This window comes from Bradyrhizobium sp. JR3.5 (genome assembly GCF_054057015.1).
Genome location: NZ_JBSRYV010000001.1, coordinates 2,879,987 through 2,904,181 on the forward strand (window position 1 = coordinate 2,879,987; position 24,195 = coordinate 2,904,181).

General features: G+C 64.4%; 16 protein-coding genes and 7 pseudogenes. 5 read left to right on the top strand and 18 right to left on the bottom strand.

Annotated features, from left to right (window positions below; genetic code table 11):
• Positions 1–100 precede the first annotated feature (100 nt).
• Positions 101–1,402, top strand: coding sequence for an MFS transporter (locus ACVWW1_RS14535; protein WP_456656291.1), 1,302 nt, complete (start codon positions 101–103; stop codon positions 1,400–1,402).
• Positions 1,403–1,419: 17 nt separating this feature from the next.
• On the opposite strand, the pseudogene ACVWW1_RS14540 reads toward ACVWW1_RS14535, so the two are convergent.
• Positions 1,420–1,761: pseudogene (locus ACVWW1_RS14540) on the bottom strand (acetoacetate decarboxylase family protein); the annotation flags it as partial.
• Here ACVWW1_RS14540 and ACVWW1_RS14545 point away from each other — a divergent pair.
• Positions 1,760–2,176: pseudogene (locus ACVWW1_RS14545) on the top strand (DUF3734 domain-containing protein); the annotation flags it as partial. The pseudogenes ACVWW1_RS14540 and ACVWW1_RS14545 overlap by 2 nt on opposite strands.
• 104 nt (positions 2,177–2,280) lie before the next feature.
• On the opposite strand, the gene ACVWW1_RS14550 reads toward ACVWW1_RS14545, so the two are convergent.
• The gene (locus ACVWW1_RS14550; RefSeq protein WP_456656292.1) at positions 2,281–3,840 is read right to left on the bottom strand and encodes an acyl-CoA carboxylase subunit beta; all 1,560 of its coding nucleotides are present in this window, start codon (positions 3,838–3,840) and stop codon (positions 2,281–2,283) included.
• Positions 3,770–4,744 carry an IclR family transcriptional regulator gene (locus ACVWW1_RS14555; protein WP_456656293.1) on the bottom strand — a complete coding sequence of 325 codons (975 nt, stop codon included), beginning with the start codon at positions 4,742–4,744 and terminating at the stop codon, positions 3,770–3,772. Before ACVWW1_RS14555 ends, ACVWW1_RS14550 begins: the two co-directional genes overlap by 71 nt.
• Before the next feature lie 130 nt (positions 4,745–4,874).
• On the opposite strand from ACVWW1_RS14555, the gene ACVWW1_RS14560 reads away from it, so the two are divergent.
• Both ACVWW1_RS14560 and glsA read left to right on the top strand, forming a co-directional pair.
• Positions 4,875–5,096, top strand: coding sequence for an acetyl-CoA carboxylase biotin carboxyl carrier protein subunit (locus ACVWW1_RS14560; RefSeq protein ID WP_456656294.1), 222 nt, complete (start codon positions 4,875–4,877; stop codon positions 5,094–5,096).
• Between the two features lie 286 nt (positions 5,097–5,382).
• Positions 5,383–7,243, top strand: a pseudogene (gene glsA, locus ACVWW1_RS14565) (glutaminase A).
• Between the two features lie 161 nt (positions 7,244–7,404).
• Here glsA and ACVWW1_RS14570 read toward each other — a convergent pair.
• The 15 genes and pseudogenes from ACVWW1_RS14570 to ACVWW1_RS14640 all read right to left on the bottom strand — a co-directional run bounded on the left by ACVWW1_RS14570 (position 7,405) and on the right by ACVWW1_RS14640 (position 22,762).
• Complete coding sequence (locus ACVWW1_RS14570) at positions 7,405–7,932, bottom strand: carboxymuconolactone decarboxylase family protein (protein ID WP_456656295.1); 528 nt, start codon at positions 7,930–7,932, stop codon at positions 7,405–7,407.
• Between the two features lie 420 nt (positions 7,933–8,352).
• Entirely contained in the window at positions 8,353–8,712 is a 360-nt protein-coding gene (locus ACVWW1_RS14575; RefSeq protein WP_456656296.1) for a Zn-ribbon domain-containing OB-fold protein, read from the bottom strand.
• Positions 8,709–9,846: pseudogene (locus ACVWW1_RS14580) on the bottom strand (thiolase family protein). The gene ACVWW1_RS14575 and the pseudogene ACVWW1_RS14580 overlap by 4 nt, the downstream one beginning before the upstream one ends.
• 142 nt (positions 9,847–9,988) lie before the next feature.
• A complete protein-coding gene (locus tag ACVWW1_RS14585) occupies positions 9,989–11,155 on the bottom strand; it encodes an acyl-CoA dehydrogenase family protein (protein WP_092113076.1) in 1,167 nt (388 codons plus the stop codon).
• 11 nt (positions 11,156–11,166) lie between these two features.
• Positions 11,167–12,368: pseudogene (locus ACVWW1_RS14590) on the bottom strand (CaiB/BaiF CoA transferase family protein).
• 168 nt (positions 12,369–12,536) lie between these two features.
• On the bottom strand, positions 12,537–12,737 hold the full coding sequence (locus tag ACVWW1_RS14595) for a hypothetical protein (protein ID WP_092113071.1): 201 nt from the start codon (positions 12,735–12,737) through the stop codon (positions 12,537–12,539).
• A gap of 143 nt (positions 12,738–12,880) precedes the next feature.
• Positions 12,881–14,419: a class I adenylate-forming enzyme family protein gene (locus ACVWW1_RS14600; protein ID WP_456656297.1), complete on the bottom strand. Its 1,539-nt coding sequence runs from the start codon at positions 14,417–14,419 to the stop codon at positions 12,881–12,883.
• Between the two features lies 1 nt (position 14,420).
• Positions 14,421–15,593 (bottom strand): acetyl-CoA acetyltransferase, encoded by a 1,173-nt coding sequence (locus tag ACVWW1_RS14605; protein WP_207837387.1) that lies wholly within the window; start codon positions 15,591–15,593, stop codon positions 14,421–14,423.
• A 44-nt stretch (positions 15,594–15,637) separates the two neighbouring features.
• The gene (gene eda / locus ACVWW1_RS14610; RefSeq protein ID WP_456656298.1) at positions 15,638–16,288 is read right to left on the bottom strand and encodes a bifunctional 4-hydroxy-2-oxoglutarate aldolase/2-dehydro-3-deoxy-phosphogluconate aldolase; all 651 of its coding nucleotides are present in this window, start codon (positions 16,286–16,288) and stop codon (positions 15,638–15,640) included.
• Positions 16,285–17,241 carry a sugar kinase gene (locus ACVWW1_RS14615; protein ID WP_456656675.1) on the bottom strand — a complete coding sequence of 319 codons (957 nt, stop codon included), beginning with the start codon at positions 17,239–17,241 and terminating at the stop codon, positions 16,285–16,287. Before ACVWW1_RS14615 ends, eda begins: the two co-directional genes overlap by 4 nt.
• A gap of 39 nt (positions 17,242–17,280) precedes the next feature.
• A pseudogene (gene denD, locus ACVWW1_RS14620) lies at positions 17,281–18,258 on the bottom strand (D-erythronate dehydrogenase); the annotation flags it as partial.
• 51 nt (positions 18,259–18,309) lie between these two features.
• Positions 18,310–19,233, bottom strand: coding sequence for a carbohydrate ABC transporter permease (locus tag ACVWW1_RS14625; RefSeq protein WP_176531929.1), 924 nt, complete (start codon positions 19,231–19,233; stop codon positions 18,310–18,312).
• Positions 19,226–20,185 carry a carbohydrate ABC transporter permease gene (locus tag ACVWW1_RS14630; RefSeq protein ID WP_176531930.1) on the bottom strand — a complete coding sequence of 320 codons (960 nt, stop codon included), beginning with the start codon at positions 20,183–20,185 and terminating at the stop codon, positions 19,226–19,228. Before ACVWW1_RS14630 ends, ACVWW1_RS14625 begins: the two co-directional genes overlap by 8 nt.
• 110 nt (positions 20,186–20,295) lie before the next feature.
• Positions 20,296–21,615, bottom strand: a complete 1,320-nt coding sequence (locus tag ACVWW1_RS14635) for an ABC transporter substrate-binding protein (RefSeq protein ID WP_456656299.1) — start codon at positions 21,613–21,615, stop codon at positions 20,296–20,298.
• Between the two features lie 78 nt (positions 21,616–21,693).
• A pseudogene (locus ACVWW1_RS14640) lies at positions 21,694–22,762 on the bottom strand (ABC transporter ATP-binding protein).
• Between the two features lie 207 nt (positions 22,763–22,969).
• Between ACVWW1_RS14640 and gntR the strand changes: the two are divergent.
• Positions 22,970–23,998, top strand: coding sequence for an HTH-type transcriptional regulator GntR (gene gntR / locus ACVWW1_RS14645; RefSeq protein WP_456656300.1), 1,029 nt, complete (start codon positions 22,970–22,972; stop codon positions 23,996–23,998).
• Positions 23,999–24,195: the final 197 nt, after the last annotated feature.

Genomic DNA, 24,195 nt, shown 5'->3' on the forward strand with positions numbered 1-24,195 from the left:
GAGTCCGAAAACGAGGGAACTTTGGCATTTTAGCCATAGCTCCCTCGTGCCATATTGTGCATCACGAATAAGACCCTCATCGCTTTTCATCCGGGGCCCAATGATCTCGAACTGGCTTGCTTCCGCCCTCGCCCGCCGCAACATCCATTACGGCTGGGTGATGGTCGCCGTGACTTTTCTGGCCGCGCTGATCTCGGCCGGCACCGTCGGCGCACCTGGCGTCTTCATCGTTCCGCTGCAGAAGGAATTCGGCTGGTCCACCGCCGAAATCTCCTCCGCGCTGTCGATCCGCTTCATCCTGTTCGGGCTGATGGCGCCGTTCGCCGCGGCGCTGATGAACCGCTACGGCCTGCGCAACGTGACGCTGGCGGCGCAATTGATCGTGGTCTCCGGACTGTTGGCCTCGCTCGCCATGACGCAGATCTGGCAGCTGATCCTGTTGTGGGGCGTGGTGATCGGGATCGGCACCGGCATGACCGCGCTGGTGCTCGGCGCGACGATCGCGACGCGCTGGTTCGTCGCGCGACGCGGCCTCGTGATCGGTATGCTCACTGCGAGCGTCGCGACCGGGCAGCTCGCCTTCCTGCCGCTGCTCGCGACCATCACCGAGCATTACGGCTGGCGTGTCGCGCTTGGCCTTGTCTGCGTCATGCTCGGCGTCGCCGCCTTCGCCGTGCTGATGGTGATGCGCGACCGGCCGAGCGACGTCGGCCTGCGTCCGTTCGGCGACGAAGGCACCACGCCGCTCCCCGCGCCGCCGGCCAATGCGCCGATCATGGCGGCCGCGCTCGGCACGCTGCGCGATTCCTCGAAGTCGTCGGTGTTCTGGATCCTGTTCGCGACCTTCTTCGTCTGCGGCGCCTCGACCAACGGCCTCGTCCAGGTGCACCTGATCCCGATGTGCCTCGACTACGGCATTCCGCAGGTGCAGGCCGCGAGCCTGCTCGCCGCGATGGGCATCTTCGATTTCTTTGGCACCATCATCTCGGGCTGGCTGTCGGACCGCTTCGACAATCGCCGGCTGCTGTTCTGGTATTACGGCCTGCGCGGGCTGTCGCTGCTGTATCTGCCGTACTCCGACTTCACGTTCTACGGGCTGTCGCTGTTTGCGATGTTCTACGGGCTCGACTGGATCGCAACCGTGCCGCCGACGGTGCGCCTGACCGCGCAGCGCTTCGGCGCCGAGCGGGCCAATCTGGTGTTCGGTTGGATCTTTGCCGGCCACCAGCTCGGCGCCGGCGCCGCCGCGTTCGGCGCCGGGCTGTCGCGCACGCTCTATGCGAGCTATCTGCCGGCATTCTTCATAGCCGGCGCGCTCTGCGTCATCGCCGCGCTGAGTGTGCTGGCGATCTCGCGGCCGCAGCCCAAGGTCGCGCCGGAGGCGAAACCGGTCGCGGCCTGATCGAGCCTCGCCGCGTGCTACTCCGCGGCGAGAGCGGTCGGTGCCGCGGCCTCTGCGACTTCCTTGTTGTAGTCGTGCACGACGCGGCCGAACGGCAGCGTCAAATCGGCGATGTAATGATGCGCGCCGACCACGCGCTCGACCGGGAAGTCCGCGACCGGTGCGTTGACGTGCGGCACGAGATGCAGCCTGCCGAGCCCGATCCACGATCCCTTGACGACGATGTCGGTCAGGTTGATCGCAACCAGCTGGCAGATCTCGAGATGGCCGTCGACGCCGGGGATCATCTTCAGATTGATTTGCGTCTTCGACAGCGTGGCGCGGGTGATGTCGCCGTTGCCCGCCGTGCTCTCGTGCTCGGCACGCGGCGCGCTGCCGCGCGACATCCAGGACGTGATGGCCCGCCATAAGGACATCATGTATTCGTCGCGCACTCGCTACAACACCGACGTCTACCGCAAGACCTACAATCTGCGCACCGCCCTGCACAACGCGCTGGGATAAATCCCCGACGACCAGCTGTCGGACGAGGAGCGCCAACTCAAGATGGCAAACAGCCGGCTGCCCGGGATCACGCTGCTGCAGCTGATCTATCAGCAGAAGGCCTATGAGGGCGACGCCAAGGACCACGAATTCTCCGGCACCTCGATGCGCGAGCATTGGGCGAGCGGACACGAGGATACCAAGCGCTCGCTGAAGCGCCGCGAATGGATCAAGATGCCCGAGAACGGCATGGGCATCGTGATCCACGACGTGCATCGGGAAGCCGAGTAGATTGGTTTACGTCGTCGTTCCGGGGCGATGCGCAGCATCGAACCCGGAACCTCGAGATTCCGGGTTCGGTCCTGCGGACCGCCCCGGAATGACAACTCCGAGGCTTACGGCCGCGTCGACATGTTGCTCGGCGGGCCGGCCTTGCGGATCGGCTCGGCCAGACGCGCAAACTCGCAGAGCAGCGAGCGCGTCTTGCGCGGATCGATCACCTCCTCGACCCAGAACTTCTCGGCCGAGCGGAACGGCGAACGCAGCTTGTTGAGGCGGTCCTCGATCTCGCGCAGCTTGGCGCCGGGATCGCTGGCCGCATCGATCTCGGCGCGATAGGCAGCCTCGATGCCGCCCTCGAGCGGCAGCGAGCCCCAATAGGCCGACGGCCAGGCGTAGCGCATCGAGAACCGGTTGGCCGGCTGATGCACCACACCGGCAACCCCGAAGGCGTTGCGGATGATGATGGTGCACCAGGGCACCGTGCTCTGGTTGACCGCCGCCATCGCCCGCACGCCGTGGCGGATGGTCGCCGACTTCTCCGCCTCGAGCCCGATCATGAAGCCGGGGCAGTCCATCAGGTAAACCACCGGCAAATGGAAGGTCTCGGCGAAATCGACCCAGCGGATCACCTTCTGGCAGGCGTCCGCGGTCCACGAGCCGCCATAGTGGAAGGGATCGCTGCCGAGCAGCAGCACCGCCCGGCCCTCGATCCGCGCCAGTCCGGTGATCACAGGTCGGCCGAAATTGGCGGCGACCTCGAAGAACGAGCCCTTGTCGACGACCGCATCGATGATCGGCCGCATCTTGTAGACCTGCTTGCGGTTGCGCGGCACGGCCTTCAGCAGCGACTCTTCGGCACGTTCCGGATCGTCGGTGCAGGGAATGGTCGGCGGCAGATCGTAGACCGACGCCGGCAGATAGGACAGGAAGCGCCGCGCGTAGTCGAACGCCTCCTCTTCCGTCTCGACGGCCTGATCGATCGCTCCGGCGCGGGTCTGGATGTCGGCGCCGCCGAGTTCCTGCTTGGTCAGATCCTGCCCCAGACGCTTCACCACCGGCGGGCCGGCGACAAACATCGCGGAGCTCTTGGTCATCACGGAGTAATGCGTGGCCGCCAGCCGCGCCGCACCTAAGCCTGCGACTGAGCCGAGCCCGAGCCCGACCACCGGCACGCGCGCCAGATTGGCGGTCGTGTACCAGTACCAGCGCGTGCCGCCGACACCGCCGGGCAGATTGGCCGCGCCCCTGGTCTCGATCGTCTTCACCGAGCCGCCGCCGCCGGAGCCCTCGATCACCCGAATGATCGGCAGGCGGAAGTCGTGCGCCATCTCCTCCGCCATCAGCGGCTTGGCGGAAATCGATGCATCGGCCGAGCCGCCGCGCACGGTGAAATCGTCGCCGACCACGACCACGGTGCGTCCGTCGACCCGGGCGCGGCCGAACACGCAGTTCGCCGGCGTCAGATGCTTGAGTTCGTTGCTCTCGTCGTATTCGGCGATGCCGGAGATGGCACCGACCTCGTGAAAGCTGTTCTGGTCGACGAGCTTGTCGATACGCTCACGAACCGTGAGCCGGCCCTGGTCGCGTTGCCGCTTGACCTTGTCAACGCCTCCCATCTCCCGCGCGAACGCTTCGCGCCGGGCGAGGTCGTCGAGTTCCGGCTTCCAGTTCATTCATTGCCTCCGTCTTGATGATTTTGTTGTTGTTATGGGTGGTCACCGGAAGTGACTTGCGTTCGATCCGATTGCTGAAGATGTCGCCGTCGGCGCCTTCGAGCAGGCTGCCGACCGCGGCGGCGAGGTCGACCATCAGCGGCGCGACCTCGCGATGCAGCCGCTGCTCATCATACATCGCCGAGAGCAGGCCGATCGTGGTGACCACATAGGTCTGGTATTGCGGTGACCACAGCGGCACCGCGACGCCGTTGATGTGCGGGCTCCACAGGCCGCAGGCGACGACGTAGCCGTGCTCCTGCAAATGACGGCGATTGGCCGCGATGCGCGGCGTCAGCATCTTGGCGCTGTCCGGCAATTCGCCTTCCATCTCTGATATCAGCGCATCACCGATCGCAGGATCGAGCGCTGCGGTATAGGCGTGGCCGGCAGCGGTGGTCGCCATCGAGATGCGGCTGCCGGTGGCTTCATGCAGGCCGAGCGCGTTCGCGGCGCGGGCGAACTCCAGATAGACCAGATGAAAGCGGTCGGGGATCACGAAGCCCACGGTGCCGGGCAACTGGTCGGCGACATCCTGCAAGCGCAGCCGGATCAGGTTGCGCAGCTGCAGCCCCTTCATCATCGAGGTGCTCATCGCGACCGCGCTCGGGCCGATGCGATATTTCTGATCGCGCGGCAGATAGACGAGCTGTCCCATCCGCGTCAGCGTGTGCGTCAAGCGCGACACCGTCGAACGCGGCAGGCCGCAGCGGTTCGAGATTTCGAGATTGCCGAGTCGCGCTTCGTGCCCTTCGAAGCACCGCAACACATCAAACGCGCGCGACACCACCTGGATGACATCGCCATCGCCAGTCTCGCTGGCGAGCATTCCCTGCCGGCTAAGCCGTTCCGAGCGCCGTCCCATTTGTTTTGGCTCCATTCCGTCTTGCGGAATAAAATTCCACTTGCAGAAGAAGCTACCTCAGGCAATCTGCCGCCACAACAAAAAGCCGTTCGCCGGATGAAATTTCCGCAAGACGGTATCGGAGAGTGGAATGCCAGAGATCAAGGTTGTGACCGAAGTTGCCGGGCGCGTTTGCGCGCTTCCTGTTGAGGCCGGCAGCAATATCGGCGACGGCGACGAGATCGCATTCGTCGAAGCGATGAAGATGGAAATACCGGTCACGTCGACGGCGGCAGGCAAAATCAAGTCGATTCTGGTCAGGATTGACGAGGTCATTGCCGAGGGCCAGGCCGTCGCGATCGTCGAGACCTGACGGCGGACCGTCCGGCCGCTCCCGCGGACCAAATTCCCACGTGCCTCGTCCTCCGACGGCCACTTCTCTGGCGCAGCGCCGCGTCGGACGCTGCTTTGCTTGCGAAACATTTCCGAGCGAATAGTTTCGCACAACGAAACAAATACCGAGCAACCGCTCGCTTTGTGATCATCGGTTCGGAGACCGCAGCCGTCGAATGGCGTCCGATCCGGACCGGTCGCCTCACACCTGACGCCGGTGCGCGCTCAGTTGCGCGCGCCCTGATTGCGTTGCACAACAGGAGGCGATGAAACGATCGCCTCCTCCCGTCACCGCCACCACCACGGCCTGGTCCAGCTCAAAGCCGCCGCTGCTGCGGTTTCTGCACGCTTGTTACGCCAACTTCCTGCCGGAGGCCGGCGGCGCGGTGGCCGACTACATTCCCGAACTGGGCAAGGCGGACCCTGCCCATTTTGGCATCAGCCTCGCGACGCTCGACGGCCATGTCTATGAGGTCGGCGACACCAGGGTGCCCTTCACCATCCAGTCGATGTCAAAACCGTTCGTGTTCGCGCTGGCGCTCGACACGCTCGGCGCCGAACGGGTGGAGAGCGTGATCGGCGTCGAGCCGTCCGGCGACCCCTTCAATTCGATCCGGCTCAATGCCGAGAACCACCCGTTCAATGCGATGGTGAATAGCCGGCGCAATCGCCTGCTCTGGCCTGCTCCATGCCGACAAGGGCGACGGCGCGTTCGACTATATCCGCCAGGCGCTCGGCCGCTTCGCCGGCCGCGAGCTCGATGTCGACGAGGCGGTCTACGCCTCCGAGAGCGCCACCGGCGATCGCAACCGGGCGATCGGCTATCTGCTGCGCACCAACAGCGTGATCACCGAGAACGTGCCTGCGGTGCTCGACGTCTATTTCCGGCAATGCGCCATCCTCGTCACCGCGCGCGATACCGCCGTGATGGCGGCGACGCTGGCCAACCGCGGCATCAATCCGCTGACCGGCGAGCAGGTGGTGACGCCCTACGCGATCGCACGCACGCTGTCGGTGATGACCTCGTCGGGCATGTACGACTACGCCGGCGAATGGATCTACCGCGTCGGCATCCCCGCCAAGAGCGGCGTCGGCGGCGGCATCCTGGCGGCGCTGCCGGCGCGGCTCGGGCTCGGCAGCTACTCGCCAAAGCTCGACAAGCACGGCAACAGCGTGCGCGGCATCAAGGTCTGCGAGGCGCTGTCGGCGCATTACGACCTGCACATGCTCAACCGCAGCGATGACGCCCGCCACAGCATCATCGCCGACTACAACATCGGCAAGAACCCGTCGCGCCGGGTGCGGCGGCCGCAGGAGCAGGAGATCCTGGCAAAGCACTTCCAGGAGGTGCGGGTGATCGAGCTGGTCGGCACGCTGTCGCTCTCCAATGTCGACTATGTCTCGCGCCGCCTCGCCGGCAGCCCGCGACCGGAGTTGGTGATCTTTGACCTGCGCCGCGTTACCGCGACGACCCGCGCCGGTGCCCGGCTGGTGGCGGAAGCCTTCCAGGAACTCGCCGAGCTCGGCGTCACCGTGATCCTCTCCGGCATCAAGCGGACCTCGCGCGAATGGACCACGATCAGCGAGTGGACCAACCGGCTCGGCAACATCAGGGATTTCTATCTGCTCGATACCGCGATCGAATGGGCCGAGGATCAGATCGTCTACCGCTATGGCGGCTCGATCGATTTCCTCGAGACGACAGAGCTTTCCGAGCAACCGCTGCTCGCCGGATTGGGCGAAGCTGAGATCGCCGACCTCACCACGCTCTGCGCGATCAGGACCTACCAACCGAATGAAAAGATCATCGCCGCAGGCAGTGAGGCGACCTCGCTGTTCTTCCTGCGCAGTGGCGTGGTCCACGTCACCCTGCCCGACGGCATCCGGCTCGCGACGCTGACCGCCGGCATGGCGTTCGGCGAGATGGCGCTATTGGAGCCCAAGCGCTCGGCGGACGTGCTCGCCGACATGTCGGCCACCGCCTACGAGGTGGAGATCAGGGATTTCGAGCGCTTCCGCGAGCAGCACCCACGCGCCGGCGAACGGATCATGCGCAACCTCGCGCAAATCCTCGCCGACCGGCTGATCGTGGCGAATGCGAAGGTCGATCTGCTGACGTCGGGGTAGTTGCTTAATTCTCCCTCTCCCCGTTCTTACGGGGAGAGGGCCGGGGTGAGGGGCTGCCTCCGCAAAATGACTTCGAGTTTAGACTCGCGGAGGCCCCCCTCACCCCGGATCGCATTTCATGCGATCCGGCCTCTCCCCGCACGCGGGGAAAGGCAAAGACCTCAGCTCACCACTTCCGTCACCGGCTGCATGTCGATCTCGAACGTCTCGAGGAACTTCGACGTCATGATGTAGAAGCCGACCGAGAGCTGCAGCTCGATCAGCGCGGCCGGCGTCAACAGTGCCGCGATCGCCTTGAAGGTCGCATCCGTCGGCTTCTTCAGCTTGACGATCTCGTCGGTGAAGGTCAGCGCCGCGCGCTGCACGTCGTCAAAGCAGGTCGCCGACTGCCAATTCTCCAGCGCAGCGTTCTGCTCGTCGGAGACGCCGACATTCTTGCCGATGCGCTTGTGCGCGACGATCTCGTAAGGCGCCTCGCAGAGAATGCCGGTGCGCGTGATCGCAAGCTCGCGCACGATCGGATCGAGTTCACCCTTGTGGCGGATCGCGCCGCCGAGCCGGCAATACTGTTCAAAGTAGCTCGGCGAATGCGCCATCATGCGAAAGATGTTGGCGTTGCGGTTCTTGTCGAGGATCTCGCGGGTGCGCGGGCTTGCCTTCGCAGGATCGGAGTAGTCGATACGGGCCATTTCCTAACCTTGATCTCTGTCGTTTCTGTCGGGTTCCGAAACAGTATCCGCCGGCCGTCGCAGGAGCAACACGCGCGAGTCAAATTGCCGCCGCATTCCCATACAACCCTGACACAGTCGATATTCGCTGAGTGGGGACTCGTCAAAAGCGAATGCTCGACGCGGGGTGTTCCGAGTACAAAATCTGGCCGTCGTTCGCGCAATTTGCGCAACGATGAGTCACGCCCAAGTCTAGGGGAAACGCATGAAGGAAGCCACCAAGAGGGCGGCCTCGGAAGCGCTTGCGCAAATGCTGGCGGTGACGGCGATGCTCGTCATCGCCAGCTTTGTCTTTTATTGGCGATAGTATCCGTAAACCATGAGGGGCAAGAGCGAACCAATTCAGCTTGGTCTTGCGTTCTGACCGGTTCGTTCAGCCCCTCATTTTGCCTTTGCGAAATACGGAACCAGCCGTCCCGCAAATTGCGTGAAGCGCGCCGAGACCTTGTCGCCGATGGCGAGGTCGTTGTCGCCGTGGGCCATCATGCGAAAGCCCTCGTCGGCATCCACGAGCACGATATTGTAGGGTACATGCGCCCGGGTCTCCGGTGTCGCGGCGCGACAGACCAGCGACGTCGCATACACGGTCCCTGCTCCGCCCGCGCGGTGCTCGGCGAGATCGGGCGAGCCGCAGGCCGCGCAGAAGCTGCGGCGGAAATATTGCCGCGCGTCGCAGGCGTTGCAGGTCTGGTAGACGATGGCTTCCGCGCCCCTGGTCCAGTCCGCGATCGGTCCGCTCATCGCACGCGCTCCAGGAACATGCTGACATGGGAGGACAGCACACCGCCGTCGCCATGCAGCAAACGTCACCGAGGCGTCGCGCACCTGGCGATTGTCGGCGCGGCCGGTCATCTGCAGATGGGCTTCGACCAGATGCGCCATCGCGCCGCCGACGCCGCAATGGCCATAGCTGAGCAGGCCGCCATGGGTGTTGAGCGGTAGCTCGCCATCCTGATTGAAATAGCCGGCGCGCACCCGCGCTGCGGCCTCGCCGCGCTTGGCGAGGCCGAGATCTTCCAGCAGCATCGCCAGCGTGATCGTGAAGCTGTCGTAGACCGCAGCGTAACGCACGTCTGATATCGCGATGCCCGACGCCGCCTTCGCCTTCGCGATCGAGATCTCCGCACCTAGCTCGCTCAGCGCGGGCGCGGCTGTGACGTGCTGATGGGTGTGCGCCTGGGCGCAGCCGCGGATGCGAACCCGCCGCTCGCCGGTCGGCTCGCGGCTGATCACGCACGCCGCACCGCCGTCGGACACCGGACAGCAGTCCAACAGTTTGAGCGGCATCGCCACCGGCTTCGAGGCCATCACGTCGGCAACCGTGATCGGCTCGTGGAACTGGGCGCCGGGATGCATCAGCGCGTGCTTGCGCATCAGCACCGCGAACTCGGCAAGATCTTCCTGCGTGAGCCCGTACTCATGCATGTAACGCGTCGCGACCAGGCCGTAATAGGCCGGGATCGTCGGCCCCAGCGTCACCTCGTAATCGGGATGGCCGACCTGGGCCAGCGCCTGGATCGAAGCGTCGCGGCTTTGCCCGGTCAGCCGGTTCTCGCCGCCGACCACCAGCACGTGTTTTGCGACACCCGCGTCGACGAGGTGATGCGCCAGCATGGTCATCGCGAGGCCCGTGGCGCCGCCGACCTGCACGGCGTGGGCATAGGACGGACGAATACCAAAATGCTCGGCGAATACCGTCGCCAGCATGATGTGCGGCGAGACCGTGGAGTAGCCGCACAGGATGCCGTCGATGTCGGCGCGCTTCAGCCCGGCATCGGAGATCGCAAGCTCGGCCGCCTTGCTCATCAGATCGAGCGAGGACAGGCCCTCATGCTTGCCGTAGGATGTGAGGCCGACGCCTGTGACGAAGCTCATGTCAGCGTACCTCTTAGTGCGTCATTCCGGGGCGCGCGTAGCGCGAGCCCGGAATCCATACTCACGATCGTGGTTATGGACTCCGGGCCTGCGCCTCGCGGCGCATCCCGGAATGACGCTGATGGGAAGCGCATGGCCACCCTCAATACGACTTTGGAAGGCCGAGCACCTTCTCGCCGATGAAGCTTAGGATGAGCTGCGGGCTGATCGGCGCGATGCGCGGGATCAGCGATTCCCTGAAATAGCGCTCGACGTGATATTCCTTGGCGTAGCCGAAGCCGCCATGCGTCATCACCGCCTGCTCGCAGGCGTGGAAGCCGGCTTCCGCCGCGAGATACTTTGCCGCGTTCGCGGCGGGGCCGCAGGGCAGGTTCTGGTCGTATTGCCAGCCGGCACGCAACACCATCAGCCAGGCGGCCTCGAGCTCCATCCAGCACTTCGCCAGCGGATGCTGGATCCCCTGGTTCATGCCGATCGGGCGGTTGAATACGATGCGGCCCTTGGCGTATTCCGACGCCCGCTTCAGCGCGATCTGGCCGAGGCCGACCGCTTCAGCCGCGATCAGGATGCGCTCGGGGTTCATGCCGTGCAGGATGTATTCGAAGCCGCGGCCTTCCTCGCCGATGCGGTCCTCGACCGGAATCTCGAAATTCTCGAAGAACAGCTCGTTGGAGTCGACGGGCTTGCGGCCCATCTTCTCGATCTCGTGCACGGTGACGCGCTTGCGGTCGAAATCGGTATAGAACAGGCTGAGGCCATGGGTCGGGCTACGCACCTCCTCCAGCGGCGTGGTGCGCGCGAGCAGCAGGATCTTGTTGGCGACCTGCGCAGTCGAGATCCACACCTTCTGGCCGTTGACGATGTATTTGTCGCCCTGGCGCACGGCGCGGGTCTTGAGCTGCGTGGTGTTCAGGCCGGTGTTGGGCTCGGTCACCGCAAAGCAGGACTTGTCGCGGCCGTCGATGATCGGCGGCAGCATGCGCTGGCACTGCTCCTTGGTGCCGAACACCACGACCGGATTGAGCCCGAACACGTTCATGTGCACGGCCGACGCACCGGACATGCCGGCGCCGGATTCGGAGATCGTGCGCATCATGATCGCGGCATCGGTAATGCCGAGCCCGGAGCCGCCATACTCCTCGGGGATGCAGATGCCGAGCCAGCCGGCATCGGCCAGTGCGCGGTGGAAGTCGGCCGGGTAGCCGCCCTCCTTGTCCTTCTTCAGCCAGTAGGCTTCGTCAAAGCGGGTGCAGATCTTGGCGACGGCGTCGCGGATCGATTCCTGGTTGGCGGAGAGTGCGAAATCCATCTGTCGTGCTCCTATGCCTTCACCACTTTGGCCGCGCCGTCGCGCACCATCGCCGCAATCTCATCGGTCGAGAAACCCGCCTCGCGCAAAATCTCCGCGCTGTGCTCGCCGAGCCTGGGTCCGCCAGCCGGCTCGGCTCGACCCTGGTCTCCGACCAGCGCGCCGACGGCGTCATGCTGCGGATGCGGCCCTCGGTCGGGTGATCGACCACGGGGAAGACGCCGGTCGCGACCATATGCGGGTCCTGCAACAGGCTCTCGAGATCGTGCATCGGCATCACGGGCACGTCAGCCTTCTCGAGAATCTCGTTCCACTCGGCCGTGGTCTTGGTCTGCAGGATGCGCGCGAGCTCGGCGTAGACGACATCGATATTGGTGGCGCGGCCGGCGAAGGTCGCGAATTTCGGATCGCTGCGCAGATCGTCGCGGCCGGTCGCCTTGAAGAAATTCTCCCACTGCTTGTCGTTGTAGACGATCACGCAGATGTAGCCGTCCAGCGTCTTGTAGGGCCGCCGGTCCGGCGACAGATGCCGCGCATAGCCGCCTTTGTCGAGCGGCGGATCGTAGGTCAGCCCGCCCATGTGGTCGCCCATGACGAAACCGGCCATGGTCTCGAACATCGGAATGTCGACGCGCTGGCCCTGCCCGGTGCGGTCGCGATGCACGAGGCTCGCGCAGATCGCACCGACCGCGGTGAGGCCGACGATACGATCAACCAGCGCATTCGGCACATAGCGCGGCACGCCGTCCGAGGTCTGCGCCATCAGCGCCGGCAGCGCGGTGGCGCCCTGGATCAGGTCGTCATAGGCGGGCTTGGCTGCGTATGGTCCCTCCTGGCCGAAGCCGAACACGCCGGCATAGATCAGCCTTGGATTGACCTTGGCGACGACGTCGTAACCGAGTTGCAGCCGCGCCATTGCCTGCGGCCGCACATTGTAGACCAGCACGTCGGCCTGCGCGATCAGCCGCAGCACGGCCTCGCGCCCCGCCGGTTTCTTCAAGTCGAGGCAGACCGAACGCTTGCTGCGGTTGGTGTTGAGGAACACCGGTCCCATGCCGGGATGCCGTGTCGGACCGATCTGCCGCGTCACGTCGCCGTCAGGCGATTCCACCTTGATGACGTCGGCGCCGTAGTCGCCGAGCATCTGGGTGGCATAGGGTCCCATCAGCACGGTCGTCATGTCGACGACCTTGATACCCTGCAGTGGTCCCATCGTCCTGTTCGCTCCCGGATGTTCTGGTTACGCAGCTAGTAACGGGAGCTCTTCGCCGAGATCAAGCTGCGCCGGGCGTATGGGCGTATGCGCGGCGGCGGCCGGATCGTTTCCGTGCGGCGGAACGCCGGGCGGGCAAGACGAAGTCCACCGCCGGCCTGATGCCGGTTACTGCCCGGTCATCGTCTCGCGCGCCTTCAGGAGCTTTTCCAGTTCCGCATTCTGCTGCTCGAGCCGCTCGGCGATGCGCTCCTCGACTTCTGCGCCCGCAGCGCCTGCGGCCTGCTCGATCAGCTGCCTGATATTGTCCCGGAGGATTGCGATGCGGTCGTTCACTTCCGACAGCGACAGCGACGTCTCGATTCCCATGGTCCGTTCTCCCGGTGGCGGGCGCAGGCAGCTTAGCGCGACGGAAGGCGGCGGCCTATCCCCTAACCGCCTTGGTGACCCCAATCCCTACTGTGCATGGGGTTGTTTTCGATGTTTTCGATTCAACCCGGCCTCATCGCGCTTTAGCCCATGCCCTTGGCCATCATTTCCCGCAAAGCGGTCTTCAGCACCTTGCCGTAATTGTTCTTCGGCAGGGCCTCGAGATAGACGTAGCGCTTGGGCCGCTTGAAGCGGGCAATCGAGGCCAGGCAATGCGCGTCGAGCTTGCCGTCGTCGGGGATGGCACCGTCCGCGAGCACGACGCAGGCGACGACGATCTCGCCCCACTCCGGATCTGGCACACCAATCGCAGAGACCTCGCGGACATCCGGATGCGTCAGCAGCGCTTCCTCGACCTCGCGCGGATAGATGTTGGTGCCGCCGGAGATGATCACGTCCTTGGAACGGTCCGACAGCGTCAGGAAGCCGTCGGCGTCGAGGCGGCCGACATCGCCGGTGCGCAGCCAGCCGTCCTTCAGCGTCTCTTCATTGGCCTTCGGATTGTTCCAGTAGCCGAGCATCACGGTTAAGCCCTTGACCTCGATCTCGCCGGTCTCGCCTGCGGGCTGCGGCTTGCCGTCCTTGTCGGTGATGCGCACCGTGACGACGCTCTGCGCGGTGCCGACCGAAGCCAGCCGTTCGAGATAGCGCGGATGATCGCTCGCGCGGTGCCAGTCGCGCGACAGCGCCGTGATCGTCATCGGCGACTCGCCCTGGCCGTAGATCTGCACGAAGCGCTGGCCCATGGTCGCGATCGCATCGGTGATGTCGGCCGTGTACATCGGGCCGCCGCCATAGATGATGGTGCGCAGTCCCTCGCCGTTCTCGCCGCGCTTCTTCGCGGCATCGACCAGGCGGCGCACCATGGTGGGCGCCGCGAACATCACGACATTGTCGAGCTGGCGGCCGAGGTTGAGCACCTCGTTCGGATCGAATCCGCCGGACTCCGGAACGACGTGGCGGCCGCCCATCCGGACATGCGGGAAATTGTAGAGACCTGCGCCATGCGAGATCGGCGCCGCATAGAGCGAGGCATCGTTCGGCGTCGCCGGATCGACGTCGGCGAGATAGCACAGCGACATCGCAACCAGATTGCCGTGGCTGAGCATCACGCCCTTGGGACGGCCGGTGGTGCCTGAGGTGTAGAACAGCCAGGCAAGATCGTTGCTTTCGCGCGGCAATGGCGTGGGCGCGCCGTCACGGTTTCGCATCGCCTTGTAGGCATCGCTTTCAACCGACAGCATGGTCATGCCGGCGGGGCAGTCGTCCCTCGCTTCGGTCAGCGCCCGGATCGTGTCGTCGGACACGAAAGCCAGTTTGGCGCCGCCATTGTCGCAGATCCACGCCACCTCGCGGCCGTGCAGCTTGGCGTTGATCGGGATCGCGGCGGCGCCGATCCACCAGATGCCATAGAGGCATTCGAGATATTGCGTGCAATTGCCGGCAAATAGCGCGATCCGGTCGCCGGCGGCAATGCCGTGATCGCGCGCCAGCGCCGCCCCGATCGAGGCGGCGCGGCGGGCAAAGGTTGCATAGTCGGCGTCGAGGTCGAAGCCGGTCAGCAGCGCCGGCGCATCGGGACGCGCCCGTGCCGTCGCCGCCAGCCATTCGGCAATGTTCAAGCTACTTCGCCGGCTCGAGGATCGAGACGTAGTTGGCGACCGCAGCGCCGCCCATGTTGAAGATGCCGCCGATCTGCGGGTTCTTGAGCTGCATGCCCTCGGGCGCCTGCCCGGCGAGCTGCATCGCGCTCATCACATGCATGGAAACGCCGGTGGCGCCGATCGGATGGCCCTTGGCCTTGAGGCCGCCGGACGGATTGACCGGCAGCTTGCCGTCCTTCTGGGTCCAACCTTCCATGATCGCGCGCGCACCCTGCCCCTTTGGCGTGAGGCCCATCGCTTCATATTCGATCAACTCGGCGACGGTGAAGCAGTCGTGGGTCTCGACAAAGGAGAGATCGGAGAGCTGCAGGCCGGCCTTCTGCAGCGCGCGCTGCCAGGCGACGGTGCAGCCTTCGAACTGCAGGATGTCGCGCTTCGACATCGGCAGGAAGTCCTGCGCATGGGCAGTGGCGCGGATGTTCACCGCCTTGCCCATGGTCTTGGCGGTCTCGGCATCGGTCAGCACCAGCGCGGCAGCGCCGTCGGATACCAGCGAGCAATCGGTGCGCTTCAAGGGACCGGCGACGAACGGATTCTTGTCGCTCTCTGCGCGGCAGAACTCGAAGCCGAAATCCTTGCGCATCTGCGCATAGGGATTGGCGACGCCGTTCTTGTGGTTCTTGGCGGCGATCATCGCCAGCGCATCCGACTGGTCGCCGTATTTCTGGAAATAGGCCTGCGCGATCTTGCCGAACACGCCGGCGAAGCCGCCGACCGTGTCGCCGTCCTCAGGCAGATAGGACGCCTTCAGGAGGTTCTTGCCGATCTCCGGACCTGGCGTCTTCGTCATCTGCTCGACGCCGACGACAAGCACGATCTTCGCGGCGCCCGCCTCGATGGCGCGGATGCCCTGGTGCACGGCGGCCGATCCGGTGGCGCAGGCGTTCTCGACGCGGGTGGTCGGCTTGAAGCGCAGCGCCGGATTGGCCTGCAGCACCAGTGACGCCGTAAAATCCTGCGGCGAGAAGCCGGCGTTGAAATGGCCGAGCATGATCTCGTCGACGTCGGACGCGGCAATGCCGGCATCGGCGAGCGCCTCGTTGGCGACCTTGACGACGAGGCCTTCGACGGTCTCCGCGTCAAACTTTCCGAATGGCGTGTGCGCCCAACCCACAATGCTGGCTGCTGTCATGGTCGTATCTCCCTGTGCCTGTTCGGGAGTTATGTAGCGTATCTTCAGGCGGCTTTCAGCGTTTTCATCGCCTTCGCGCACATGCCGGTTATGCCCGCCCAGTTGCCGGCGCGGATTTCGGCCGCCGGGCACAGCCAGGAACCGCCGACCGCCAGCACATTGGGCTCGGCGAGCCAGGTCGCCGCATTGGCCTCGCCGATACCGCCGGTCGGGCAGACCCTGACGTTCGGGAATGGACCGGCCAAGGCCCGCAGTGCCTTGATACCGCCGGCCTGCTCGGCGGGGAAGAATTTGACGACGTCGAAGCCGTGCGCCAGCGCCTGCATCAGTTCGGAGGCGGTCGCGATCCCCGGCGCGAAAGGCAGCCGGCCGGCAGCCACCGCCTTCAACAGCTCGGGCGTCGTGCCCGGGCTGATACCGAATGTGGCGCCCAGCGCCTCGGCGCGCGCCAGATCGTCGGCATTGAGGATTGTGCCAATCCCGACCACCGCATCGGGCACCTCGGCGATGATGGCCTTGGCCGCATCGACTGCGACCGGCGTCCGCAGCGTCACCTCGAGCGTCCGCACGCCGCCGGCGACCAATGCTTTGGCAAGCGGCACCGCGTCCTGCAGCCGCTCGATGGTCAGCACCGGGATCACGGTGGCCTGGCGGATCAGCTCGGCGATCCGGTCCTGCTTCGATGTCGTTGTCATTGCGAGGCCTTGCGGGATGGTGGGGGACGAGGCGCCTTCTTCGGCGGCATGGCATAGCGTGGAATGATCGCACCGGGATAGCACACCACCACCCCGGCCAGACGATGGCCGGCGCGTGCCGCCTCCTCGGGCTCGGCGCCGCCGAGCCGTGCGGCGAGATAGGCCGCGGCAAAACTGTCGCCGGCTGCCGTGGTATCGACCACCGGCTTGGTGAGCGGCTCCGCCCGCACCTCGTTCGTCCCGGCACAAGAACGCACGATGCAGGCGGGCTCGGCGAGCTTCAGCACGACCTCGGGGCTCGAGATGCCGGCGAGCAGCGCCGTGTTGCTCTCGTCAGGATAGAGCGGCGCCAGATCTTCCGTCGAGGCAAGCACGATATCAGCGGTCTCGAACGCGCTGCTGAAGACCTTCCGCGCGACATTCAGGTCAGGCCAGCCGCGGGCGCGGAAATTGGTATCGAACGCGAAGCGCGTGCCCAGCAGCCGCGCACGCTTCAGCGCCGCGATCAGCCGCTCCCGTCCGTCCTCGCGCAGGATCGAGAGCGTGATCGCCGAGAGATAGACGATGTCGTAACTCGCGAGCGAGTTCAGGATGTCGTCCGTCTCGGGCAGATCCATCAGCTCACGGGCGGCGGCGCTGTCGCGCCAGTGGAAGAAGCGCCGCTCGCCCTTGTCGTCAGTCTGGATCAGATAGAGCCCCGGCAGCTTGCCTGCCAATCGCGCGACGTGCTTGGTGCCGATGCCTTCGCTCGCCCAGCCCGCGATCATCTCATCGCTCAGCGCATCATCGCCGAGCGCCGTGATGTAATCGCTGTGGACGCCGAGCCGGGACAGATAAACCGCAGTGTTGAGCGTGTCGCCGCCATAGAAGCGCGAATACAGCCCGCCGAGCTGGCCGCCCGGAGCCTGGCGCAGCTCGATCATGCATTCGCCGATGCTGGCAACCCTGGTCATCTCGAGCGCCGCGCTAGCCGGGACGTTGCTCAGGCGGGCAAACTTGCCGCCGAGCTCGTCCTCGATGTGGATGCGGATGATGTCGTCGAACGTCTTCTCGGCAGTGGTGAAGCCGAGCTTCAGCGCGCGGTCGGTGGCGAAATCGCGCGGCCAGCCCGAGACGATGCTGATGATGGTCGGATCGGGCACCCGCTTGATCCGCGCGGTCACGTTCTTGCCGGCAACGCGCTCCAGCGACGCGATCTGCTCGCCGACGGTGACGGACATCCCGGGCATGCTGAGATTGCGCCGCGGCCCCATCGCATTGAGGTCCATCGTTCCGGCGTGGACCAGAAACCCGACCGCCGATTTCGGCGAAGCGTGCCAGTGCCGGACATCCTCGGACACCGGCAGGATCGCCTCCTCGCCCGCCAGCGGCTCACGGATGATGTTGGAGAAGAAACCGGACGCCGCCTTGTTCGGCTTGCCCGGACGCACGCAGATCGTCGGCAGACGGATCGAGATCCCGTCGAGCAGACCCTTGCGGGTGTAGTCGTTGATCAGGAGCTCGCAGATCGACTTCTGCGTGCCGTAGCTCGTCAGCGGCGTGTGGAAGAACTCGTCGCCGATCTTCTCCGGGAACGGCGCGCCGAACACCGCGATCGAGGACGTGAACACCAGCCGCGGCTTATAGCCGCCGCCAACGGCGCGGATCGCGTCGATCAGATAGCGGGTGCCGTCGAGATTGATCCGGTAGCCCTTGTCAAACTCGGCCTCCGCCTCGCCCGAGACGATCGCGGCGAGATGGAAGATGACGTCCGGGCGCTCGGCGATCAGGGGCGCCGCGGCACCGGCATCGGCGAAATCGGACGCGACGACATTGACCGGGATCGTGGCGTTTGCGGGCTTGGCCGGCGCGACCACGTCCTGCAAGGTCATCCTGCTGATGTCCTGCTTGCCGAGGCGGCCCTCGCGCAGCAAACGCTCGGTCAGCTTGCGGCCGACCATGCCGGCGGCGCCCAGAATCAGAATGTGCACGACCCTGCTCCTTTCTTCTCTTCTTCGAATTCAGCTGCGGGCCTTGCGCGCTTATTCCTTCACGGCACCCGTCATCGCCGAGACATAATGCTCAACGAAGAAGGCGTAAAGAATAACCAGCGGCAGCGAGCCGCATAGCGCCCCTGCCATCAGCGAACCCCAGCGATAGATGTCACCGTCAACGAATTCGTTGACGATGGCGACCGGCACGGTCTTGTTCGGGGTCGATTGCAGGAATGTCAGCGCGTAGATGAACTCGTTCCAGCACAGCGTGAAGCAGAAGATGAAGGCCGAGATCAGGCCGGGAATGGCAAGCGGCAGCACGATCTTGATCAGGATCTGCCAGCGGCTGGCGCCATCGATCAGCGCGCACTCCTCGAGCTCGAACGGGATGGTCTTGAAATAGCCCATCAGAAGCCAGGTCGAGAACGGGATCAGGATCGTCGGATAGGTCAGGATCAGCGCCATCGGCGAGTCGAACAGGCCGTACTGGAACACGACGGTGGCGAGCGGAATGAACAGGATCGACGGCGGCACCAGATAGGCCAGGAAGATCAGGCCGCCGACGACGTTGGCGCCCTTGTAGCGCAGCCGCACGATCGCATAGGCCGCGAGCACGCTCGCGATGATCGACAGCACGGTGGCACCGATCGCCACATACATCGTGTTCCAGAGCCAGTGCGGATAGTAGCTCTCGAACAGCAGCTTGTGGATGTGCTTGAAGGTCGGATTCCAGGTCCAGAACGGATTGTACTTGTCGAGGTCGAGCAGCTGGTCGTCCGGCTTGATCGCGGTCAGCCCCATCCAATAGAACGGGAACAGCAGGATGATGACGATGATCGACAGCGGAATGTAGAGCGTCACGATCCGCCGCGGCACCGACTGCAAATAGCTCATGCCCTCGCTGTTGTCGACACGCGCCGGCGTCGACAGGATGGACTTGAGATTGACCTTGGGGGCAGGAAGGTCAGTCATTGCTTTCTCCCTGCTGCCACTTCCTGCGCTGCAGGCCGAACCAGGACACCATGATCGCGGCGAGCAGGAACGGGATCATGGCGCTCGAGATCGCGGCCCCCTCGCCCAATTGTCCGGCGATGATCGCGCGCTGGTAGGACAGCGTCGCCATCAGATGGGTGGCGTTAACTGGGCCGCCGCGGGTCATCGCCCAGATCAGCTGGAAGTCGGTGAAGGTGAACAGCACCGAGAACGTCATCACGACCGCGATGATCGGCGTCAGCAAGGGATAGGTGATGAAGCGGAACATCTGCCAGCGCGAGGCGCCGTCGAGCGTCGCCGCCTCGTAGAGCGAAGGCTGCACGGTTTGCAGGCCCGCCAGCAGCGTGATCGCGACAAACGGCACGCCGCGCCAGATATTGGCGAAGATCACGCAGATGCGGGCCCAGGTGGTGTCGCCGAGGAAATTGATGTTCTGGGTGATCAGGCCAAGATGCTTCAGCGACCAGGAGATGATCGAGAACTGCGAATCGAAGATCCACCAGAATGCCAGCGCCGACAGCACGGTCGGCACGATGAACGGGATCAGCACGGCGGCACGCAGCAGCGCCTTGAACGGCATGCGCTCGTTGAGCAGCAGCGCGAGATAGAGCCCGACCGCGAATTTCACCGCGCTCGCGACGGAGGTGTAGAGCAGCGTGTTGAACACCGACAGCCAGAAGATGGAATCATCCCACAGCCACTCATAGTTCTCGGTGCCGATGAAATGACCGACGCGGCCGATGCGGGTGTCGGTGAAGGACAGCCAGATCCCGAGGCCCAGCGGATAGGCCAGGAAGAAGATCAGGAATGCCATCGCCGGCACCATGAACCAGAAGCCGAGCCAGTTCTTGTTGTGGCGCAGCTGATCCCAGGTGGTCGCTTCGCGAATTTCGGTCTTAGCGCGTCGCGGCGCAAGGGCGATGTCGGCCATAGGCGATGTCCCGATTGCTCAAATGATTGAGCATGACTACGCAATATTCCAGTGATGGCATTCCAATGACGGCGCGAGCGGCGATCCTCCGCCCGCCCGCGGCCATCACATCAGCGATAAATGCGCTTCAGCTGCCGCTCGGCTTCCGCCATCGCGGTCTTGCCGTCCTTGGCGCCAGTGCAGTAGTTCGCGAACATATCGACCACGATGAAGTCGGCAATCGCGGTCGCCGCCTTCTCGCCGGGCGTGCCTATGCCGGAGGCCGGCAGCGCGCGCTTCGAGGCCTGGCCGAACACCGCATTCTTCGGGTCGGCCGTCCAGACCGGCGCGGTGTCGTAGGCGTTGAGCGTGTGGGTGAGATAACCCCGCGCGCCCGACAGCCACTTCTCGAAATTCTCCTTCTCCAGCATGAAGGCGATGAACGCCTTTGCCGCATTCGGATATTTGCAGAAGTTGAAGGCGAGGATCGGAACCGCGAGCTGCAGCTCGGTCGGCTTGCCGATCGGGCCGACCGGCCACAGCGCGTGGTCGATGTCTTCGGCGAGCTCCTTCTTGCTCGGGTCGTCCTTGGCGGCGACGTAGATCGAGATGCCGTTCGAGGTCAGGTACAGTTCGCCGGACAGGAACGCCTTGTTGTTGGAGGAGTCGTTCCACGATGCGACACCGGGAATGAAGGTATCCGACAGCGCCTTGGCGTACTCCAGCGCCTTCATCGTCTCCGGCGAGTTGATGATGACCTTGTCGTCCTTGTCGACGGTCCAGCCGTTGAAGCCCCAGAGGATGTTGTGGACCCAGGCATTGGCGTCGCCGGTGGCATGGCCCAGCGCGAAGCCGGCCGGCGTGTTGTTCGCCTTCAGTGCCTTGCAGAGTTCGAGATAGGCCGGGAAGTCGGACGGCACCTGCTTGAAGCCGGCCTTCTCGACCGCCGACTTGCGATAGGTCAAATAGCCGCCGATGGTCGCGACGGGAATGCCGAGCCAGTCATCGCCCTGCTTGCAGGTCTTGGCCGCGGCCTCGGTCCAGCCGCCGTACTTCTTGCCGAGATAATCGGCAACGTCGTTCATCTTGAGGACCTTGGTCGGGAACAGCTGCGGCAGCGTGTGCAGGCCCCAGGCCAGGTCGAGACCCGAGCCGGTGTTGGCGGCGACCGAGGCCTTCGGCTGCACGTCCTCGAAGGACTCGCTGAACACGTTCATCTCGGTGCCGGTTGCCGCCTTGAAGGCCGCCACCATGGCATTGAAGGCATCGTCTTCCGCGGGCACGAAGCGCTTCCAGCGCATCACGGTGAGCTTGGCGCCGGGCTCTGCCTTCCAGGGCGCGCTCTGCGCCCAGGCCTTGGCGAAGTCAAACAGCGCCGGCCCGGTCAGCATCCCGGTTGCGGCCAGCGCGGTGCCGCCCTGAAGTAGCGAGCGGCGAGTAAAATCGTGCATCGTCCTTCCTCCCAAATGACTGTGTTTTTCTTGTTTTTGATCTGGCCTGTTGGTCGGCCATTCAGATCGATCAGTCGGTCAGCTATTCAATCGCTTCCCCGTCGAATCGTCGAACAGGTGGACCAGCGCCGGATCCGGCTTGAGCCGAACCTTGTCGCCCGGGGTTGAACTGATGGCGTTCGCGGAACACGGCGACGACCTGCTCGCCACCGAGCTTGGCAAACACTTGGGTCTCCGAGCCGGTCGGCTCGACCACCACGATCTCGGCCTCGGCGCCGTCATCGGCGATGGTGAAATGCTCGGGCCGCACGCCGTAGACCGCGGGCTTGCCGTCGGAATTGGCCGGCGCCGATTTCAGCGGCAGCTTGACGCCGTTCGGTCCCTCGAAATAGGCGGCACCGTTCACCTTCACCTTGCCCTTGAGGAAATTCATCGCGGGCGAGCCGATGAAACCGGCCACGAACTGGTTCTCCGGCGTGTCGTAGAGCTCGAGCGGCGAGCCCATCTGCTCGACGATGCCGTCATGCATCACCACGATCTTGTCGGCCATGGTCATCGCCTCGATCTGGTCGTGGGTGACGTAGACGGTCGTGGTCTTCAGCCGCTGATGCAGTTCCTTGATCTCGGTGCGCATGGCGACGCGCAGCTTGGCGTCGAGGTTCGACAGCGGCTCGTCGAACAGGAACACCTGCGGATCGCGCACGATGGCGCGGCCCATTGCGACGCGCTGGCGCTGGCCGCCGGAGAGCTGACGGGGATAGCGGTCGAGCAGCGGCGTCAGCGCGAGGATTTCCGCGGCGCGCTTGACCCCGCTCGAGATCTCCTCGGGCTTGGCGCCGCGCAGCTTCAGCGAGAAGCCCATATTGTCGGCGACCGTCATGTGCGGGTAGAGCGCGTAGTTCTGGAACACCATCGCAATGTCGCGCTCTTTGGGCTGGACATTGTTGACGACGCGGTCGCCGATCGAAATCGTTCCAGAGGTGATGTTCTCAAGTCCGGCCAGCATGCGCAGCAGGGTCGACTTGCCGCAGCCGGAGGGGCCGACCAGAACGACGAACTCGCCGTCCTCGATCGGGATCGACACGCCGTGCAGGACCTCAAAATTGCCGAACGACTTCCGCACGTCGCGAATCTGGACCGACGACATCCACTTCCCTCCCTCCAAGTTCCCGACGGCGTACGACGAGTGCCGCCACCGCTCTGTTTTGTTCCGGCCACGCTAGGTGCGCGGCTCTGTTGGACTTGCGTTATTGTCCGCAGTTTATCCGGTTTTGGCAATCGTTCGATTAGCAATCGCTTGGTAGCGCTGTCAATATCGGTTTGTCTGCGACGAACGTCGTGATATGAGCGGCAAATGGCCCGAAAACAGATGACGCCAGGCAAGATCCGGCTCGCCGAAGTCGCGAAGCTTGCCGGCGTCAGTCCGATTACGGCCTCGCGTTTCTTCAGGAATCCGGATGCACTCTCGGCCGGCAAGCGCGCCCGGGTCGAAAGTGCGGCAAAAGAACTCGGTTACGTGCCCAATCTCGCGGCACGCGCGCTTGCGTCGCAGCGCACCGAGGTGATCGGTGTTCTGATCCCGTCGCTGACCAACAACGTGTTCGCCGACGTGCTGCGCGGCATTTATGACGCGCTCGACGGCAGCCGCTACAGCATTCAGCTCGCCAACACCCGCTACAGCATCCTGCAGGAAGAGCGCCTGCTGCGTCTTTTTCTGGCACAGAAGCCGGCCGGGCTGATCATCACCGGCATCAACCAGACCGCCGATTCCCGCCGCATCATGGAAACGGTCGATTGCCCGATCGTGCAAATCATGGAAGTCGGGCCCTCCCCGATCGACATGATGATCGGATTCTCGCATTTTGACGCGGCAAAAGCCGCAATCGCCCACCTGCTCGCGCAGGGCAGCCGGCGGATCGGCTTCCTCGGCGCGCGAATGGATCCGCGGGTGCAGCGGCGGCTTGACGGCTATCGCGCCGCGATGACCGAGGCCGGGCTGTTCGATCCGCAGCTCATTGTCACGACGGCGATTCCAACCTCGGTGACATTGGGTGGGACGCTGTTTGCCGACCTGCTCGCAAAGACGCCCGACATCGACGCGGTGTTCTGCGTCAATGACGACCTGGCGCTCGGCGCGCTGTTCGAATGCAAGCGCCGTCACATGGCGGTGCCGCAGCAGATGGCGATCGTCGGCTTCAACGATCTCGAATTCATGGCGTCGAGCGAGCCGACGTTAAGCAGCGTGCGCACCAATCGCTACGAAATGGGCAGAAACGCTGCCATGATGGTGATCGAGACGCTCGAAGGACGCCGGCCCGCCGAGCCCATCGTCGATCTCGGCTTCAGTGTCATGGAACGGCAGAGCTCGGCGCGGCGCAGCTGAGATCCGCCCGACACCAGCCCGTCACAAGGGACGCAAAAGATGACAAAATGATAGCGCAACCAAGTGCCTTGAACTAAGGTCCAATCCATCCAGTGAAACACCTGTGCGTGATCGTCGAGGTTTGTAATGCGCGACGATTTGCGCAAGGTAGAACAACGTTGAACCAGAGCCCTTGAATGGGCCCATCAAGAGTTTGC